Here is an 18,504-nt window from a genome sequence, read left to right as displayed (position 1 = left end):
CCTATAAGCAGAGCAATCAGAACTCGTAGTTGGCCGAGATCCACAAGCGCCGGCCGTCCTGCGGGTTGCGGTAGCGGTTGCCGTAGGTGACGGTGTTGCCGCTCTGGTAGTAGGGCACGTAGTCCACGAAGTCCTTGTTGAACAGGTTGTAGACGGCGGCGCTGATGGTGAACCGGGGCGTGACGCGGTAGCTGCCGCCCACGTGGAACTGGGTGTAGGCCTTGTAGTCGCCCAGGATCTGCGCGGCGGCAATCGAGGTGGCCGCGGTGCCGGGGTCGCGCCAGCGCTCGCTGCGGTATTCGGCGCGCAGCCAGGTGTTCCACTGGGCCGAGGGGGTCCAGTCGATGCGGGCGTTGAGCGCGTGCTTGGGCGTGTCGGTCAGCGGCTTGCCGGCGTTGGGGCCGCTCTTTTGCTCGCTCTTGGTGTAGGTGTAGTTGCCGCTGGTGGCCCACTGCTTGTTGATGGCGTAGCGCGCGCCCAGCTCCAGGCCGCGGGTGACGGCCTCGTCCACGTTGATGCTCTGGCCGAACATGTCCACCCTGGGCCAGTTGCCGAAGTCCACGCAGCCGGGGCGATTGGGCGCGCCGGGCCAGCCGCAGTTGGGCAGGCCGGGGCCGCTGGTGATCTTGTCCTTGAACTGGTTGTTGAACAGCATCGCGCTGGCGGAGAACCCCCGGGCATCGTCGAAGTACACGCCCAGCTCGGTGCTGCGGCTGGTCTCGGGCTTGAGGGTGGGCGTGCCGATGAGCGGGATGGTGCCCTGCCCGCCGAAGCCGTTGATGCCGGGCGCGAGCTGCTCGACGCGCGGGGTCTTGTAGCCGTTGCTCACGCCGCCCTTCACCGTCCACTGCGGTGCGGCGTTCCACACGCCGTAGATGCGCGGGCTGGTCTTGCCGCCGAAGATGCTGTGGCGGTCGTAGCGCGCGCCCAGGGTGAGCTTGAAGGTATCCACCAGGCTCCACTCGTCCTCGACGAACAGGGCCTTCTGCGTGAACTCGAACTTGCCGGGCGCCACGCCGTCTTCCATCTCGGCCTCCCACCACTGGCCGCCCAGGGTGGTGAGGTGGTTGCTCCAGGGAGTGACCAGCTTGGTGTCGAACACCTTGCTCTTGACCTCCAGCGTGCGCGGGCCGCCGGCCACGGCGCCCGGCGTGCCGGGGGGAATGGTGCGGCCGATGGTCTCGGTGCTGTTGACCATGTAGCTCGTGTCCCAGGTGCCGAAGCCGTAGCGGCCGGTGTGGGCGATGCTCCACTGGTCGCGGTTGTACTTCTGCTCGGGCGCGTAGCCGCCGGTGCCCAGCGTGCCCATCTGGCCGCGCGAGTTGTCGTAGGTCTGGCGGCCGGTGTCCACGTCGAGCACGATGTCGTGGTAGCGGTTAGGCGTGATGGACAGGCGCGCGCCGAGGGTGTCCACGTCGGACTTGACGGGATTGGCGCCCATCGAGGGGATGACCAGCTGGCCGTTGGCGCCGACGTAGGTCACGTCGGCCGCGTTGCGGCGGAAGGCGCTGCCGCGCAGGGCCAGGCCCACGAGGTCTTCCTTGATGGGGCCGCTCAGGTAGAAGCGGGCCGAGCGGGTATCGCCGAAGGCCGATTCCTCCTGCAGCGTGTAGTCGGCGCCGACCGAGCCGGCCCAGGTCTTGCCCACCTTGCGCGTGATGATGTTGATCACGCCGCCCATGGCGTCGGAGCCGTACAGCGTGGACATGGGGCCGCGGATGACCTCGATGCGCTCGATGGCCGACAGCGGCGGCAGGAAGCTCGTCTGCGTGCCGCCGAAGTCGTTGGGCGTAACATTGCCGGCCGAGTTCTGGCGGCGCCCGTCGATGAGCACCAGCGTGTAGTCGCTGGGCATGCCGCGGATGCCGATGTTCAGCCCGCCGGTCTTGTCCGTGGCGGCACCGATGTCCACGCCCTCCACGTCCTCCAGCGCCTGCGCCAGGCTGCTGAAGCGCTTTTGCTCCAGCTCCTTGCGCGTGATGACGGTGATGGAGGCCGGCGCCTCCTTGATGTCCTGTTCGAAGCCCGAGGCGGAGACCACCACCTCGCGCAGCTCGGCCACCGGCTCAGCGGCGCTTTGCGCGGATGCCGCACCCATGGCGCACAGGGCGGAAACGGCGACGGACAAGGGAAGGAGGCGCTGCGGACAGACGCCGCGCGGTGTGCGAGCTGGCATGGAAAACACTCCAGGAACAAAGAAACGGGGATCCCGTGCAATGCGCGCTGAAATGTTTTGTTATGCGAGACGGAAGATGCAGGGCAAAATTGTATAGATAACAAGAATTGTTTCTATTATCAATTTCAACAAATGCACACAAAGTGTGGCTGCCAGCCCACACCCAGGCCGTGCATTAGGGCGTGTCATCCATCAAATCCCCCACGCGAGGGGCATGCGGGCGGTGCAGTGCTATGGCAGCGGCGAGTGCCCTGTAGCTCTGCTACACAAGCGAGCCGCAACGAAGCAATGCGCCGCCCGCATGCCCCTCCCTGCGGGCTGGCCCCGCAATGGGGCGTCTGCTTTGTCGCACGGCTTGCCAATAGCTGCGGCTATTGGCCGCGCCGCGCTTCGCGTATCCATCCCCATTGCGGCGCCAGCGCGTGGGGGATTTGATGGATGGCACGCCCTAGTACACGTCGCGCCGGTAGCGCCCGCTGCGCACGAGCTGCTCCATTTGTTCGGCCCCCAGCACCGCGCGCAGGGTGTCGTCCACGCCTTGCGCCATGCCCTGCAGGCTGCCGCAGACGTAGATAGCCGCCCCGCCCTGCACCCACTCGCGCAGCGTGTCCGCGGCCTGCGCCAGGCGGTCCTGCACGTACACGCACACGGCCTGGTCGCGCGAGAACGCAAGGTCCAGCCGCTGCAGCACGCCGCTGGTCAGCCAGGCCTGCAGTTCGTCGCCGTACAGCGTGTCGTGCGCCGCGTTGCGCTCGCCGAACAGCAGCCAGTTGGGCCCCGCGCCCGCGGCGGCGCGTGCGCGCAGGTGGCCGCGCAGGCCGGCGAGGCCCGTGCCGTTGCCGATCAGCACCAGCGGCCGCGCGGCGTTGTCCTCCAGCCGGAAGTTGCGGTGCGCGCGCAGCCGCACCTCCACCGCGCCGCCCAGCGGCGCCTCCTGCGTGAGCCAGCCGGAGGCCACGCCCGGCGTGCCGTCCTCGCGCAGCGCCTGGCGCACCAGCAGGTGCACACGGCCGTCGGCGGCGATGGAGGCGATGGAGTACTCGCGCGGGTGTTCGGGTGCCGCCGGCACGCGCACCTGCGCCAGGTCGCCGGATTCCCACGCCGCATCGCCGCGCGGCGGCTGCAGCGCGAGGTGGAACACCGGCGCGCCCGCGCTGCCAGGGTTCAGGTGCCGGCGCTCGGCCAGCGTCCACGGCTCGAAGGCGCCGGCCTGCCAGGCATCCAGCGCGGGCACCTCGCTCAGGCTGGAGACCTGCGCTAGGTGGTGCTGCCATGCGGCCAGAGCGGCGGGCGCGGCGTTGTCCATGTCGATGCGCTCGAACCACGGCACGGCGCCGCGCGCCTGGAGCCAGGCATCGAGCGCGCGCCCGAAGCCGCAGAACTGCGCGTACTGCCGGTCGCCCAAGGCCAGCAGGCCGAAATGCAGGTGATCCAATGCGCCCACGGCGCCCTCGCCCATGCAGCGCGACTGGAACAGCGCGGCGTTGTCGGGCGCGTCGCCTTCGCCGTAGGTGCTGGCGACGAACAGCGCACGCTGCGTGCGGGCCAGCAAGGCAGCGTCCACCGCATTGAGCGCGCACAGGTGCACGGGCTCGCCCGCGGTGTGCAGCAGCCGCGCCGTTTCGCGCGCCAGCTCCTCGGCCTGGCCCGTCTGGCTGGCGAAGGCGATCAACAGCGGCTGCACCCCGTCGCGCGCGGAAGCGAGCACGGCGGCCTCCTGCCGCGCACGGGCCTGCTGGCGGCGCTGGCGCAGCCAGATGCCCCCGCACAGCGCCGCATACAGCACGATGAGGAGGACCGCCGCAGCCATGCGCAGCGCGGATTCGGAGAAGGCCATGGTCAGGAAGTCAGTGTCTCGAAGGCCGGCGTCATCGCCATCGACAGGCCCTGCGCCGTGCGCTCGCACAGCAGGGCCGCCACGCCGCGCGACACGGCGAACGCCAAGCCCTCGCGCGGCCCCAGCACGGTGAGCACGGTGGCCAGCGCGTCGGCCTGCATGCACTCGGCGTGCAGCACGGTGACGCTGGCCAGCGCATGGGCCACGGGCGCGCCGGTGCGGGGATCGAGGGTGTGCGAGTAGCGGCGCCCGCCCTGGTCGAAGGCATGCCAGTGGTCGCCGGAGGTGGCGATGGCCATGTCCTGCAAGACCAGCGTACGCGGCGGGGCGCCCTCTCGCGCGGTGCCCGCCACGGCCACGCGCCACGGCTGCCCGTCGGGCCGCCGGCCGCGCGCGCGCAGCTCGCCACCCACTTCCACCAGGAAGTCGGCCAGGCCCAGCGCCTGCAGCGCATCGGCCACCAGGTCCACGGAATAGCCCTTGGCGATGCCGCACAGGTCCACCTGCGCGCCACCGGGCTGCAGGGCCAGCCGCTCGGCGGGCCGCAGCGCGATGCGCGCGTGGCCCACGCGGGCCTGCGCCCGCGCCATTGCGCCGGCATCGGGCATCTGAGCGGAATGGCCGGCCGGGCCGAAGCCCCACAGGTCGACCAGCGGGCCCACGGTGGGGTCCCACGCACCGCCGCTCTCACGGGCCCAGCCGAGCGCGCAGGACAGCACGGCGAAGCATTCGGACGGCAGGGCCTGCCAGGTGCCAGGCTCTGCGCGGTTGAAACGGGAGATGTCGGAGTCCTGCTCCCAGTTGCTCATCTGCCGCACGACCAGAGCCAGCGCCTGCTCGATGGCCGAACGCACCTGCTCCAGGGGCAGGAAGCGCGGATTGGCCAACCGCACCGACCACGTGGTGCCCATGGCCTCGCCACGCAGCGTGTGCAGCGTGGCCGGGTCGGCCGCGCGCAGCGTGGGCGCGGCGCCGTAGCCCTGGGCCAGGAAGGACACGCCGCCGCCCATCGGGGCGGCCGCGCGCGCACCCGGGCCCCTGCGCAGCAGCGCGGGGCCGTAGTGCACGCGCACGGGCTGGGTCAGGGCAGCACCTCGACCGTGCCCACGTAGGACAGGCGCCGCTCCTTGGCCTGCGGCAGCGTGGTCTTGCCGTCGTTGGCGTCCGCGTCCACCCAGTACATGCCGGCGGCGGGCCAAGTCACGCTGAATTCGCCCTTGGCATCGGTCGTGGCCTTGATTTCGTTCAGCGCATCGCGGTAGCGCGAGCCACCGGCCACCAGCACCACTTCGAGGCCGGCGGCGGGCTTGCCGTCCACGTGGAAGGCGAACGTGGCCTTCTCGCCCTTCACGAGGTCGTTGGGGTGGGTCACGGGCACCAGCTCCAGGCCCTTGCCCGTGGGCTTGACGGCGCTGGGCTTGCCCACGGTGACGAAGGTCTCGATGCGGCCGGCGGACTGCGTGACCTTCAGGTCCTTCGCATCGGCGGGCACCTCGGCGGCGAACTTCTCGGGCGTGCCGCGCCAGCGCTTGGGCTGGCCACCCGCGTCCTTGTAGCTGGCGTTCAGCCCGCTGCTGACCACCGCCAGGCGGTAGGTGCCGCTTTGCGTGAGGTTCAGGTCGAACACGCTGCGCAGCTTGCCGCGGTGCATGTTCTCGGGCTTGGCCTCGCTGCCGTCGGGGGCGGTGACGACCAGGTTGTCCAGCGCCAGCGGGAAGTGGTTGAAGAAGAACAGGTCGTTGGAGACGGCGGCGTCCACCGTGATCCATTCGGCCTTGGACAGCACCGTGCTCGACGGCAGCAGCCATACGTTGTGGGCCTGTGCGGTGCCGATGGCGCCGCACAGGGCGATGAGGCTGGCGGCGATGCGGGTCTTGATTTGCATGGAAAAAGCTCCTTGTGAAAATGAAAAATCAGCTATCCATTGCGCTAGGCGCCATGCGCGGCCTTTGCAACTGGCGCAACCCATGCGCGGGCCGCCGCGCAAGGGCCGCCCCGCCGCGCTGGCGGCGTCCCCCTTCCCGGCGAAGCCGAGAGCAGGGGGAAGGCGCGAAGCGCCTCAGGGGGTTGTTCCTGATTCAAGGCTTGAGGTCGAGGGTCACCTGGCCCAGCTCGGTGCTGCCCTTGGCGCTCAGTTGCGCGGCCTTCGGGGCAGGCCAGGTGAACGGGATGGTGACCAGCTCGCGGCCGCCCACCTCGCGCGCGGCTTCCACCACGAGCTTGTATTCGCCGGCCGGCAGCTTGGCGAGCGGGTTCGTGCCCTCGGTGAACTGCATCTGGTGCTTGCCCACGGGGCGCGTGGGGCCGGTCACGCCGTCGATGGGCAGCTCCAGCTCGCGGCCCGTGCGGCGCCACCACTGGCGCATGTCCTTGAGCCACTTGGCGCCCTCGGCGTTCTTCATCTTCACGTCGTACCAGACGGCCAGCGTGGTGGCCACGGTGGCGTCGGGGCGCTCGATCCAGGCGGCCACGTAGGGGCGGTGGTATTCGGCGACGTCCAGGCGCGGGATCTCGACCCCCACGCCCAGCCCCGCCGCGAAGGCCGGCGCGCCCAGGCAGGCGCCCAGCGCCACCGTGTAGCGCAACTGCAAATGCTTCGTCATAGGCATTCTTTCGATTCAGTGGATAAACAGGAGCGCCAGCAGCGCGGGCAGCACCAGCCCCAGGCCCACCATAGGCCAGGTGAAGGGGCGGTTGCCCGCATGCATCTTGAGGATGAACAGCCCGGTGATGCAGAACACCAGGCAGGCGGCGGCGAAGATGTCGATGAACCAGCTCCAGGCCGTGCCGGTGTTGCGGCCCTTGTGCAGGTCGTTGAGGTAGGAGATCCAGCCGCGGTCGGTGCGCTCGTACTCGGCCTCGCCATCGGGCAGGCTCACGCGCATCCAGGCATCGCCGCCAGGGCGCGGCAGCGAGACGTAGATCTCGTCCGGCGACCACTCGGCCTCGCGCCCGTCGGTGTCGATGTCCCACTGCGCACGCGCCCAGTCCCGCAGCGCGGCGGGCAGCGGCACGCGGTCCTTGCCATCCGGCGCCTTCAGGCCCACCAGCACGTCGGCAGGCACGGTCGCCTGCAGGCTGGTGACGCGGGGCTTGGCTTCGATCTGCCCCGCATGGTTGAGCGTGATGCCCGTCACCGCGAACAGCAGCATGCCCACGAGGCAGATGGCGGAGCTGACCCAGTGCCATTCGTGCAGGGTCTTGAGCCAGTAGGCGCGGCGGGGGGATGCGGGAGAACGGTGCGTCATGTGAACCAGGTGCGCCCCCGCAACGCGCCATGCGCCCGGGAGCCGCGCTATTCTAGTGACGCCAAACAATAATGAATTGCATTTACGCGATCTTTACCCGGGATTGACCGCTCGGCGGGCACCGTGCATAGCTATCGGAAAAGGAGCTGCCGGCGCTTTCTGGACAAGCGCTGGGGGCCAAAAACACCTCAAACCTTTACGCGCCATCAGGCCACGGCCGCCGCCGTGCGCAGCGCCTGCGCCTGCGCGGGGGAATAGCCCAGGCCCGCGAGCAGCTCCGCCGTGTGCTCGCCCAGTCGCGGCGGGCTGCTGCGCACCGGCAGTCGCTCGCCGTCCATGCGCAGCGGCAGCAGCGTGACGCGCGCGGTAGCGCCTGCGCGCTCGCCGTCGGGCAAAGCCACCTCGGCCAGGCTGCCGGTGGCCTGCAGGTGCGGGTCGTCGAACAGCTCCTCGGGCCGCCGGATGGGCGCGAACGGCAGGCCGTGGCGCTCGAAGATGGCGGCCAGTGCATCGGCCGTGTGCGCGGCCAGCCGCTCGCGCAGCACGGGCATCAGCGTGGGCCGGGCGCGCACACGGTCGTTGTTGGTGGCCAGCAGCGGGTCGGCTTTCAGGTCGGCGAAACCCAGCGCGTCGCAGAACGCCTGCCACTGCGCGTCGCTCACCGCGGCCAGGAAGATCTGGCCGCCGTCCTTCACGCTGAACACGTCGTACACCGCCCAGGACGAGATGCGCTCGGGCATGGGCGCGGCGGGCTGGCCCGTGACGGCGTACTGCATCATGTGCTGGCCCACCAGGAACACGTTGTTCTCGAACAGGGCCGAATCCACCTCCTGCCCCCGGCCCGTCTGCGCGCGCTGCATCAGCGCGGCCATCGCGCCGATGGCGCCGAACATGCCGCCCATGATGTCGTTCACGCTGCTTCCCGCGCGCAGCGGGTCGCCCGGGCGGCCGGTCATGTAGGCCAGGCCGCCCATCATCTGCACCACCTCGTCGAGCGCCGTGCGGTGCTCGTAGGGCCCGGGCAGGAAGCCCGTGTGGTTCACATAGACCAGGCGCCCGTTCAGCCGCGAGAGCGCGGCGTAGTCCAGGCCGTACTTGGCCATCACGCCCGGCTTGAAGTTCTGCGCCACCACGTCGGCCGAACTGGCGAGGCGAATCGCCACCTCCAGCCCCCGGGGGCTGCGCAGGTCGATGCCGATGCTCTTCTTGTTGCGGTTGAACATGGGGAAGAAGCCCGCCCCCGCGCCCAGCAGGTGGCGCGTGCGGTCGCCGTCGATGGGCTCGACCTTGATGACTTCGGCCCCCAGGTCGGCCAGCACCATGCCGCAGGTGGGGCCCATGACCATGTGGGTGAACTCGACCACGCGGATGCCGGCGAGCGGCAAGGTGGCGGGGGTGGATGCGTTGGGTTCCATGGGTGCGAGGGTACGGCAAGCCAGCCAGGCCGCCCGCGGCTGGTTTCCATCGGTAACACCGGCCGATATAGTGGCTGCCTCCCCCTCACCGCCCAAGGACCCACGCATGAATCGCCCGCCTGTCCGATACGCCTGCGCTGCCGCGCTGCTCGCCACGGCCTGCGCGCCGGCGGCGGCGCAGACCATCACCACCACGGGCATCGCCGGCGTGCCTGTGGGCGGGGCGTTCGTGCTCGGCGCACTGGCCCTGCTGCTGGCCGCCCTGGCCGCACGCGCCCTGCCGCGCGGCGCGCGCATGGCGCTGCTGCTGGCGGCCGTGGCGCTGGCGGGCGCCCAATGGGGCGGCCAGCCGCTGCTCGCGCAGGTGCTGGCGCGGTTCACGCAGCCGGGCGGCGAGACGCTGCTCATCCCCGTCACGCCCGTCGCCAACGGCTTCGAGCCCGCCTACTTCGAGAACGCCAGCGGGCGCGGCCTGCACATCGCCGCCATCGCCCCGCCCGGCTTCACCGCCTGCTTCCCCGGCGGCGTGGCGCCCGTGCTGCCGCCCCCCGCCAGCGGCGGGCCGGCCGACTGCGCGGCCGGGCAGCCCCTGGCGGCGGGCGCCACCTGCCAGGTCAACGTCGATGCCATCTGCAAGGCGCTGGCCGCGCAAGCGGTGGCCAGCATCAGCGTGGCGCCCGCCACCTTGAACTTCACCGCCGGCGGCAGCGCCAGCGTCACCGTGGCCAACGCGGTCTCGTCACCCGTGGCCGCGCAGAACGTGGCGGCACACATTCCTGGCGGCAGCGCCATCACGGTGCAGGGCACCACCTGCGGCGGGATGTTGGCGATAGGCGCGTCATGCACCTTCACCCTCACCGCCATGGCACCCGAAGGCCCCACGGTGGTGGCGTTCAGCGGGGACAACTCGAACACCGTCACCGCGAGCCTCACGGTGGTGCCCTTACCCGCCATCGCCATCACCGGGCCGGTGCAGCAAGACCGCGTCATCGCCGTGGGCGGCGCATCGCTGGCGCTGGCGGTTACCAACAACGGCACGGCCACAGCCACCGACATTACCGTGGTGAACAAGGCCGCCGCGCCGGACGTGGCGGTGAACGACAGCAACTGCACCAGCGTGGCGCCGGGCGCGAGCTGCACGCTGCTGCTGACCTCCAGCACGCCCTACGCGCCCGCCACCCTCACCATCGGCGGCAGCAACACGGCGAACAGCCCGAGCACGCTGGTGGCGTTCTCGCACCTGGGCGGGCTGGTTTTCGAGGCCGGCGGCGGTGTGGGCAAGGTGGTCAGCACCACGGATCCGTCGCCGGGCTCCTGGATCGGCTCGCTCGCCGACATCCCCGACGCGGCTGACGTCCGCGACGGTGTGGCCAATACCGATGTCATCGTGGCCGATGCGGCGTGCACCGGGAATACCGCCAGGTGCGCCGCCCAGCAATGCCGGAACATCAGCCCCGACTGGTACCTGCCGGCCCCCAACGAACTGGTGGCGGCCCTGGGCGCGCTGTGCTCCAACAGCGACACGCCTTGCGATTTTGGCAATTTCCAGAACTCGCACTACTGGACTTCGCAGCAGCTCGGTATCGTTGAAGCTAGGGCAATCCAGGCCCCCTCAGCGGGGCTGGGAGATGCCGCGAAAATCGAGTCTCGCCCATACCGCTGCGTCAGGGCTTTTACGAACTGATCCGCTGCCACCCTGCGGGACGTAGGGGCAGCTCACCCCAGCTCAAACGTGCCGATGCCAAAGGTACGCCGCATATCGGGCAGCAGGGGCGCACCCTTGTACATGCGCGCGGTCTCGAACATGGGCGCCATGCCGCAGCCCTCGGCCAGCGCCACGGCGGCGGCGTTGGGCTGGGGCACGTCCAGGAAGACGGCGCCGCCCTCGGGCGCGCGCGCCATCAGCGCGCCCAGCAGCGCCTGCGCCTGCGCGGCGCTACCCGCGATCAGCGGGCCGATCTTGTGGCCTTGCAGGCAGGGTCGCATCACCCCGTAGGCCGCCAGCCGCCCCTGGTGCAGCAGGCCCAGCACGTGGTGGCCCGGCTGGTGCACCCAGGCGCGCAGGAAATCCGCGCGCCCGCTGGGAAAGCAGGGCCGGTCGCAGTCCAGCAGTTGCTGCAGCGGCACGCCGCGCAGGTCCAGCCCGCCGCAGCGGTAGTTGTCCTGCTGCGCCACAACGCCGTCGAGCCCCACGGCGAGCGCGCCCAGGCGCGCCATGCCTGCCTGCCACAAAGCGCGCTGCACGTGCTGCACATCCTGCAGGAAGTGCTGACCAACATCGCCCGCCATAGCCGCGCACGCCCGATCACGGTGGACACGGGCGTGGCAGACGGCAGCGTCGCGTGCTAGGCGCTGGGCGCGCGCTGCGCCTGGGCGCCCGAGGGCGGCGGCACGGCGTTCACGCTGTGGCTGCCGCTGCGGCGCGCGGCCGGGTAGCTCTTGTTTTCATAGCTGCTTGCGCTTTCTGGGCAAGCGCTGGAGTGGTTTTTGGCTTGCAATCCACCGCCTGCGGCAGGATCTGGCGCATGACGAACGGATCGATCACCATGCCGCCGCGCAGCACGTTGTGGATGGCCAGCATCAGCTCCACGTCGTCGCGCTCGCGCAGCATGTAGCCCGTCGCGCCCGCCTGCAGCGCGCCCGCCGCTTCGGCACGCGCCTGCCCCGCCGACACCACGAGGATGCCCGCCTGCCCGTGCGCCGCGCGGATCTCGCGCACCAGATCGAGCCCGCTGCCGTCCGGCAGGCCCGGGTCCACCAGCGCCAGGCCCGGGCACAGCCCCGCCAGGCAGGCGCGCGCCTGCGCGAGCGAGCCCGCGAACACCAGCCGGTCCACGCATCCCATCTGCGCCAGCAGCGCCTTGAACCGGCGCTGCAGCGCGGGCCCGTCCAGCGCGGCCAGCACCGGTACGGGATGGGCAGCGGCCAGCGGGCGGGTGAGCATCATTTTTGATAGCTGCTTGCGCTTGCCAGATCAGGGCTGGAGGCCAAAACCTTTCAAACCCTCCCCGCCCTGCGCCGCAGCGCCAGCAGGCCCAGCAGCGCGGAGAGCAGCGCCACGCCCCATTCGCCCAGCGTGGGAATGGGCTGCGCTCCGCCAGGGCCGCCCGCCAGCGCCGTGGGGCCGGAGGGGTCGGCGATGGTGCCGTTGGGCGTCCAGTCGTCGTCGCCTTGCTGCCCATCGGTGAGGGTGAAGCGGGCCGTGCGGCCGCTGATGGTCAGGCCCGCGGGCGCGAAGTAGCTGGGCTGCGTGTCGGTGCTGGCGGCCAGGCCGTGCTTGGTGTAGCCCGCCACGGGTTCGGGCCAGGTGACTTCCATGGCGACGGCGGCGGTGCAGCCCACGAGCTTCACGCGCAGCACCCCCTGGGGCAGCGTTCGGCCTGGCGGCAGCGTGGCGGGCGCGGCCTCGAAGCCGGTGGCGCCCAAATCGAACCGGCAGGCGGGGCCGCCCCCGGTGAAGGTGGCGCTGCCGGTGCCGCCCGCGCCGCTGGCGGGCACGGTGGTGCCCTCGAAGTACGGCGCGCAGGCCACCTGCACGTCGGTCACGCTGGCGGTGACATTGCTGCCGCTGGCGTTGCCGACGGTGCAGCGCTGGCCCGTGGGCTGGGCCTGCACGGTGACGGCGTAGCCGCCGCCGTGGGTCACGGCCGTGGGGAAGGTGAACGGGCCGTTGGCCGCCACGGGCAGGCCGTCGCTACCGTTGCGCAGCACCAGGCCGGTGCCGGTGAGGCCGTTCACCGTGCCGCCGATGGTGTAGGCGGGCAGCGGCGCGAAGGTGGCGGTGATGGTGCAGGCGCCGGTGACGGGCCCGGCGGTGTAGGTGTTGACACCCGGGCCCGTGGGAGTGCCGTAGCAGCCGCTGATGCTCTGGGTGGCTTGGCCCGCGGGCGGCGTGACGTTGCACGTCGCCGTGCCGCCGTGGGTGACGGAGGTGGACGTGCAGGTGAAGTAGCCCACGGGCAGGGTGGTGATGGCGTAGGCGTTGTCCGTGCAGTTCACCAGCACGTTCGTCACGTTGGCGCTGGCGGTGCCGCTGCCGTTGGCGACGGTGCAGGTCTGGCCCACGGGCTGCGCGTGCACGGTGACGGCGTAGGCGCCGCCCTGCGCGACGGGCGCGGCGAAGGTGAAGGGACCCGCGCTGGTGACGCCTCGGTCGCCGCCGCCATTGTTGCGCAGCACCAGCCCGGTGCCGGTGAGGCCCGCCACGGTGCCGCCGATGGTGTAGGTGGTGGGCGGGGGCACGTCCAGGGGCGCCACGGTGGCGGTGATGGCGCCGCCGCCGCCCGCCGCGCTGGTGAACTGGTAGCGCAGCGTGTCGCCGCCGATGCTGCCTTGCTGCTGCCAGCCGGGGCCGTTCTGCACCCAGGCTTGCTTGCCGGCCAGCGTGCCTGCGGGGTAGGTGATGTCGAGCTGCACCGTCTGCCCTTCGCAGCCGCTGAGGTTCAGTTGCAGCGCGCCGAGCGGCGCGGTGCTGCCCGCAGGGGCGCCCGCGCCGGCCAGCGCGGCGGTGCCGGGCGTTTGCACGGCGGGCAGGCCGCCGACGGTGCAACCCGCGGGCAGGCCGCTGCCGCTGGAGAAGGCGGGCATGGGCGAGGCGGAGCTGAGCAGCGTGGCCTGGCCGCTGCCCGGAAGGTTGACGGTGGAGAGCTGCACCAGGGCGTGCCGGCCCAGATCCACGGCGTGGCCGGCGAAGCCCCATTGATGTTCGTCGGCCACGCGCAGGTTCAGCACATAGGCGGTGCCGGTCTGGTAGCCGGCCACGGTGCAGCTGGTGATGTCGTTGGTGCCGGGGGTGGGGTTGAGGCAGGTGGCACCCAGTGCGCCCATGGGATCCATGGGCAAGGGAACCAGGCTGATGTCGTATTGCCCGATGGGCAGCAGGGTGTCGGGCGGCGTCCAGCCGATGGTGACGTTGCCCGCGCCGTCGGGCGTGGCGGTGATGTCGGTGGGCGGCGGCATGTAAGGCACGAAGGTGGCCGTCAGCGTGCGCGGGCCTTGCACGTTGCCCATGGTGCAGTGGTCGTTGTTGGGGCCGAGTGTGTCGCCGGGCTGGTTGCAGCCGCCAATGCCTTGCCCGTGGTGGAAGGTGTAGCCGGGGTTGGCGAATGTGGTGCAGGTGGCCGAACTGCCGGGCACGGCGCCGCTGGGGCAGCTCAGCACGCCGCCCGAGCCGTCGGCCGGGGTGACGTTGGCGGTGATCGGGTATTCGTTGGCGGCGGGCACGCCCACCCAGACCTTCTGAACGGACAGCCAGAAGCCGTCGGTGTCGATGTTGCGAAAGGCGATGTGGCCGGTTTTGCCGGCCAGCGCGGCCAGGTCGATCTCGCGCGTGGCCAGCCGCTCGCCGCGCTCGTCGGTGGGCACGGCGAGCAGCACGGCGGCGTCGGCATCGGCCAGCATGGCGGCGGGGCTGGTGGCCACGCTGCTCCAGCGCACCTCGTAGCGGTCCACGCCCTTGGTGACGAAGCGCAGCTTCGCGCCTGCGGGCACGGTGATGGCGGGCGTGGCGAGCCAGCGGTCGGCGGCCTGCCCGGGGGTGCTCAGCCACGCGCTGGACATCGGCGCGCAGCTCTCGGCGTGTACGGGCCAGGTGGGCGACTGCTGATAGCCCATGGGCCAGTTGACCCAGCCGGGGTTGCCTGCTGGCCAGGGCCAGGCGGGGATGCCGATGACGGGTTCCGTGGCGTTGCCATCGGCGTTGAACTGCGCCCAGCCGGCGGGCAGCGGCGGACAGGGCTGGGCGCTGGCGGTGTCCGGGATGCCGAACGATTCGTCGAGCACCACGGTCTGCGCCTGGGCGGCGGCCAGGGGCAAGGCCAGGATGGCGGCCAGGATGGCGAGGCGGTTGATTTGCTTCATATTCGATAGCTGCTTGCGCTTGATGGATAAGGACTGGAGGCCAAAAAACCTTCAAACCTTCCAAGCCCTGCGCCGCAGCGCCAGCAGGCCCAGCAGCGCGGAGAGCAGCGCCACACCCCACTCGCCCAGCGTGGGAATGGGCTGCGCCCCGCCGGGGCCGCCCGCCAGCGCCGTGGGGCCGGAGGGGTCGGCGATTTCGCCGTTGGGCGTCCAGTCGTCGTCGCCTTGCTGGCCATCGGTGAGGGTGAAGCGGGCCGTGCGGCCGCTGATGGCAAGGCCCGCGGGCGCGAAGTAGCTGGGCTGCGTGTCGCCGCTGGCGGCCAGGCCGTGCTTGGTGTAGCCCGCCACGGGTTCGGGCCAGGTGACTTCCATGGCGACAGCGGCGCTGCAGCCCACGAGCTTCACGCGCAGCACGCCCTGGGGCAGCGTTCGGCCTGGCGGCAGCGTGGCGGGCGCGGCCTCGAAGCCGGTGGCGCCCAAATCGAACCGGCAGGCGGGGCCGCCGCCGGTGAAGGTGGCGTTGCCGGTGCCGCCCGTGCCGCTGGCGGGCACGGTGGTGCCCTCAAAGTACGGCGCACACGCCACCTGCACGTTGTTCACGCTGGCGGTGACATTGCTGCCGCTGGCGTTGGCGACGGTGCAGCGCTGGCCGCTGGGCTGGGTGGCCACGGTGACGTCGTAGCTGCCGCCATCGGCGACGGTCTGAGTAAAGGTGAAGGCGCCGTTGGCGGCCACGGGCAGGCTTTCGCCGCCGTTGCGCAGCACCAGGCCCGTGCTGGTCAGACCCGTGACGTTGCCGCCCAGGGTGTGGGTGGGCAGCGGCGCGAAGGTGGCGGTGACGGTGCAGGCGCCGGTGACGGGCCCGGTGGTGTAGGTGTTGACACCCGCGCCCGTGGCCGAGCCGTAGCAGCCGCTGATGCTCTGGGTGGCTTGGCCTGCGGGCGGCGTAGCGTTGCAAGTCGCCGTACCCCCGTGGGTGACGACGGCGGGCGTGCAGGTGAGGTGGACAGGGGGCATGGCGCTGACGGCGTAGGTGTTGGCCGCGCAGCTCACCAGCACGCCAGTCACGTTGGCGCTGGCGATGCCACTACCGTTGGCGACGGTGCAGGTCTGGCCCACGGGCTGCGCATGCACGGTGACGGCGTAGGCGCCGCCCTGCGCGACGGGCGCGGCGAAGGTGAAGGGGCCCGCGCTGGTGACGCTCAGGTCGCCGCCGCCGTTGTTGCGCAGCACCAGTCCGATGCTGGTGAGGCCGTTCACCGTGCCGCCGATGGTGTAGGTGACGGGACTGGCAAACCCCGCGCCCACGCTGCGCGCCTGGTCCATGGTGACGGTGCAGGCGCCGGTGCCGCTGCAGGCACCGTTCCAGCCGGTGAAGGTGTGGCCGGGGCTGGGCGTGGCGGCGAGGGTGACGCGCAGCGGGTCCACCTCGCCCCGGTAGGTGTAGTTGCAGGGGCTGGCGACGCAGGCTGTTGGAGCGCCGCTCACCGTGCCCGTGCCGCTGCCGGAGAGGGTGACGGTCAGGTCGTGGTCGCCCCGCCGCTCCAGCGCGCCGAAGTCACAGCCCGCCCCCTGCGGGCGGCCCACGCCGCGCTGGTCGAGGGTGCCGGGCGCGCAGGACATGGCATCGATCACCGGGCTGCCGACGGCGGGCAGGTAGCCCGGCAGCTCGGGGAAGCCGCTCACGTTGACGGCGGGCGTGCCGGGCAGCAGCGGGTCGGAGTCCAGCACGCCGGTGCAGGTGGCGGTGCCGCCGTAGGGGGCCTGGTTGCCACCCGCGCAGCCGCCCTGGAGCAGGCTGTCGGTGATGGTGGTGGAGCCGCTGCCAATCGTCACTGCCTGGATGTTCTGGGCCAGGCCCCCGTCGTCCCACAGCACCGAGCGGCTCACCTGCACGGTGGCGCCCCCGCTGAAGAGCGCGTTGGCACCTTCGGCGGGTGCGGTGCCAGTCCGGTTGTTCATGAAGGTGGCGTGGGTCACGTCCAGGCTGGCGGAGCTGGGCGGGGTGTTGCCTATGGTGCCGATCGCGCCGCCGCCGCTGCCTCCGGTGGAGTTGCCGCCGAAGGTGGCGTTGCGCACCACTACGTGGCTGGTGCCGCCGCTCAGGGCCATGCTGGTCATGGCGCCGCCGCCGCTGTTGCCGTGGTTGCCGGAGAAGCTGACCCGCTCCAGCACCGGGCTGCTGACGCCGCCGCTGCCGCTGCCTTCGTTGTACAGGGCGCCGCCCTGGGCCGTGGCGGTGTTGCTCTCGAAAGAGACGGCGGTGAACGTCGGGCTGCTGATGCCGCCAGCGCCATGGTTGTAGACGCCGCCGCCACTGCCGCCGGCCTGGTTGTTGCGGAACAGGGCATTCGTCAGCACCGGGCTGGCGTTGCCGCCCTGGCTGCCGTCGTTGTACATGGCGGCGCCGTGGCCATTGGTCTTATTGCCATAGAAGATGACCTGGTTCAGCCGGGGGCTGCACTGGCTGGCCGCGCCGTTGCAGTACAGCGCACCGCCGCCCTCGGCGCCCGCGGAGCCCTCCTTCAGGGTCAGGCCATCGATCAGGGTGTCGCTGGTGATGGAAGAGAAGCCCGTGCCGTCGAGGTACAGCAGGCGCTTGCTGCCGCCGCCGTCGAGCACGGTGGTGTCGGGCTGGACGGGCGCAGGGCGGTCGGCCAGCGCGTTTTCGGTGCCCAGGAAGCCGCCGTAGATCCTGACGTTGCGCTCGATGAAAAAGCCGCGCGCATCAATGGGCTCGTAGAACGGGCCGGTGGCCTGCTGCAGCCAGAGCTCCTCGCAGCCGAAGTCGGCCAGCGCGCCAGCCAGGCTGGCGGCCTGCGCCCAGGTGGTGCCGTCGCCGCTGCCGTTGGGCGTGACGCGGCAGGCGCGCGGCGCGGTGGACGCGCTGGCGGTGAGAGTGAAGGTGGTGCTGGTCTCACTCACCACCGTGTCTTCGGCGCCGCCGTTGGTGGCGTTGGCCGCCGTGCCGGTGGTCTGGCCGCTGCGCAGCGTGAGCGTGGCCGCCGCCTGCTGGCCTGCGGTGGCCGGGGCCAGCAGGCGCACGCTGATCTGGTCGCCGCTCTTGACGATGGCCTCGCGCACCCAGTTGCCCGTGCCGTTGACGCGGATGCGCCCGTTGCCGCCGATGCGCGCGCCGCCCCAGGCCGCGCCGGTGCCCGACTGGCTGGCCAGCGGCGCGGGCAGCGTGAACTCCCACGGCGTGCCGGCCGGCCGCGTGTCCGCGAAGGGGCCGGCGGGCAGGCTGGCGAACGGCTGGCCCCCGCGCACCACGCGCGCTTCCGTGGCGTAGTTGTTGGAAAGCCAACTGCCGCCGGTGGACAGGTCGAAATACGTGACCCAGGCGCTGTTCACTTGGCCGGGCCTGGGCGAGGCCGACCAGTGCCAGCCATGGATGCCGCCTTGGCCATGGATGGTGGGCAGCACCTCCTGGTTGACGGGCTGGTCAGACCCATCGTCGGGGCAGCCTTCCATCACCGCCCGGTATTCCAGCCGGTAGGGCAGGCGCCAAGTGCCGGTGTGCAGGCGGTTTTCCGTCAGGCTGGCGCTGATGCCCCAGTTGGCCTGCTGGTCGAAGGGCAGCAGCAGCAGCCCCTGGGTGCTGATCCAGTCCAGCCATTCCTTCTGGATGTCGGCCAGCGCGCCGCCCGAGCACTGGCTGCCGCTGAAGGTCATGCCCTCGATGCAGCGCGACCACACCAGCCCGCTGTGCCAGTGCATGGCGCTGGGGCGGCCCTCGGCCTCGCCCACGATGTAGTCGCTGGTGGCGTTGGGGCTGGTGCAGGTCTGGGCCAGCGCGGCGGCGGGCAGCGCCAGGCTGGCGGCGAGAAGGGGGGCGAGGATGGAGTGCTTCATGTTTGATAGCTGCTTGCGCTTTCCCACCAAGCGCTGGAGGCCTAAAACACCTTGAAACGAACCGCAAGGTCTTGATGCACAGCAAGGCTACGCAGCACGCCGCCGCCCGTCTGT

At 71.2% G+C, this 18,504-nt stretch carries 12 protein-coding genes; 1 reads left to right on the top strand and 11 read right to left on the bottom strand.

The annotated features are described in order from the left end of the window. Nucleotides 1–16 precede the first annotated feature (16 nt). The 7 genes from AVS7_RS03815 to AVS7_RS03785 all read right to left on the bottom strand — a co-directional run bounded on the left by AVS7_RS03815 (nt 17) and on the right by AVS7_RS03785 (nt 8,676). A complete protein-coding gene (locus tag AVS7_RS03815) occupies nt 17–2,176 on the bottom strand; it encodes a TonB-dependent receptor domain-containing protein (protein WP_034691534.1) in 2,160 nt (719 codons plus the stop codon). Nucleotides 2,177–2,624: 448 nt separating this feature from the next. Continuing rightward, complete coding sequence (locus AVS7_RS03810) at nt 2,625–4,013, bottom strand: sulfite reductase subunit alpha (RefSeq protein ID WP_020230384.1); 1,389 nt, start codon at nt 4,011–4,013, stop codon at nt 2,625–2,627. A 2-nt stretch (nt 4,014–4,015) separates the two neighbouring features. Next, entirely contained in the window at nt 4,016–5,086 is a 1,071-nt protein-coding gene (locus AVS7_RS03805; RefSeq protein ID WP_020230383.1) for an FAD:protein FMN transferase, read from the bottom strand. Nucleotides 5,087–5,094: 8 nt separating this feature from the next. Continuing rightward, complete coding sequence (locus tag AVS7_RS03800) at nt 5,095–5,898, bottom strand: DUF4198 domain-containing protein (protein ID WP_020230382.1); 804 nt, start codon at nt 5,896–5,898, stop codon at nt 5,095–5,097. 193 nt (nt 5,899–6,091) lie between these two features. Beyond that, a complete protein-coding gene (locus tag AVS7_RS03795; RefSeq protein ID WP_020230381.1) occupies nt 6,092–6,616 on the bottom strand; it encodes a DUF2271 domain-containing protein in 525 nt (174 codons plus the stop codon). A 15-nt stretch (nt 6,617–6,631) separates the two neighbouring features. Beyond that, nucleotides 6,632–7,261 (bottom strand): PepSY-associated TM helix domain-containing protein, encoded by a 630-nt coding sequence (locus AVS7_RS03790; RefSeq protein WP_020230380.1) that lies wholly within the window; start codon nt 7,259–7,261, stop codon nt 6,632–6,634. Nucleotides 7,262–7,467: 206 nt separating this feature from the next. Continuing rightward, complete coding sequence (locus tag AVS7_RS03785; protein ID WP_020230379.1) at nt 7,468–8,676, bottom strand: CaiB/BaiF CoA-transferase family protein; 1,209 nt, start codon at nt 8,674–8,676, stop codon at nt 7,468–7,470. 106 nt (nt 8,677–8,782) lie between these two features. On the opposite strand from AVS7_RS03785, the gene AVS7_RS23300 reads away from it, so the two are divergent. Further along, complete coding sequence (locus AVS7_RS23300) at nt 8,783–10,360, top strand: midcut-by-XrtH protein (protein WP_020230378.1); 1,578 nt, start codon at nt 8,783–8,785, stop codon at nt 10,358–10,360. 32 nt (nt 10,361–10,392) lie between these two features. Here AVS7_RS23300 and AVS7_RS03775 read toward each other — a convergent pair whose 3' ends face one another. The 4 genes from AVS7_RS03775 to AVS7_RS25370 form a co-directional block, all read right to left on the bottom strand. Next, nucleotides 10,393–10,920 (bottom strand): hypothetical protein, encoded by a 528-nt coding sequence (locus tag AVS7_RS03775; RefSeq protein ID WP_144425045.1) that lies wholly within the window; start codon nt 10,918–10,920, stop codon nt 10,393–10,395. Nucleotides 10,921–11,074: 154 nt separating this feature from the next. Further along, entirely contained in the window at nt 11,075–11,623 is a 549-nt protein-coding gene (locus AVS7_RS03770; RefSeq protein ID WP_020230375.1) for a response regulator, read from the bottom strand. Nucleotides 11,624–11,673: 50 nt separating this feature from the next. Further along, nucleotides 11,674–14,535, bottom strand: a complete 2,862-nt coding sequence (locus tag AVS7_RS03765; RefSeq protein ID WP_020230374.1) for an IPTL-CTERM sorting domain-containing protein — start codon at nt 14,533–14,535, stop codon at nt 11,674–11,676. 51 nt (nt 14,536–14,586) lie between these two features. After that, nucleotides 14,587–18,390, bottom strand: a complete 3,804-nt coding sequence (locus AVS7_RS25370) for an IPTL-CTERM sorting domain-containing protein (protein ID WP_020230373.1) — start codon at nt 18,388–18,390, stop codon at nt 14,587–14,589. Nucleotides 18,391–18,504 lie beyond the last annotated feature (114 nt).

This window comes from Acidovorax sp. MR-S7, assembly GCF_000400995.2.
In the GTDB taxonomy this organism is placed as follows: Bacteria; Pseudomonadota; Gammaproteobacteria; order Burkholderiales; family Burkholderiaceae_C; genus MR-S7.
The sequence above is the reverse complement of the archived record's forward strand: the minus strand, read 5'-3'. Positions and strand labels throughout refer to the sequence as shown.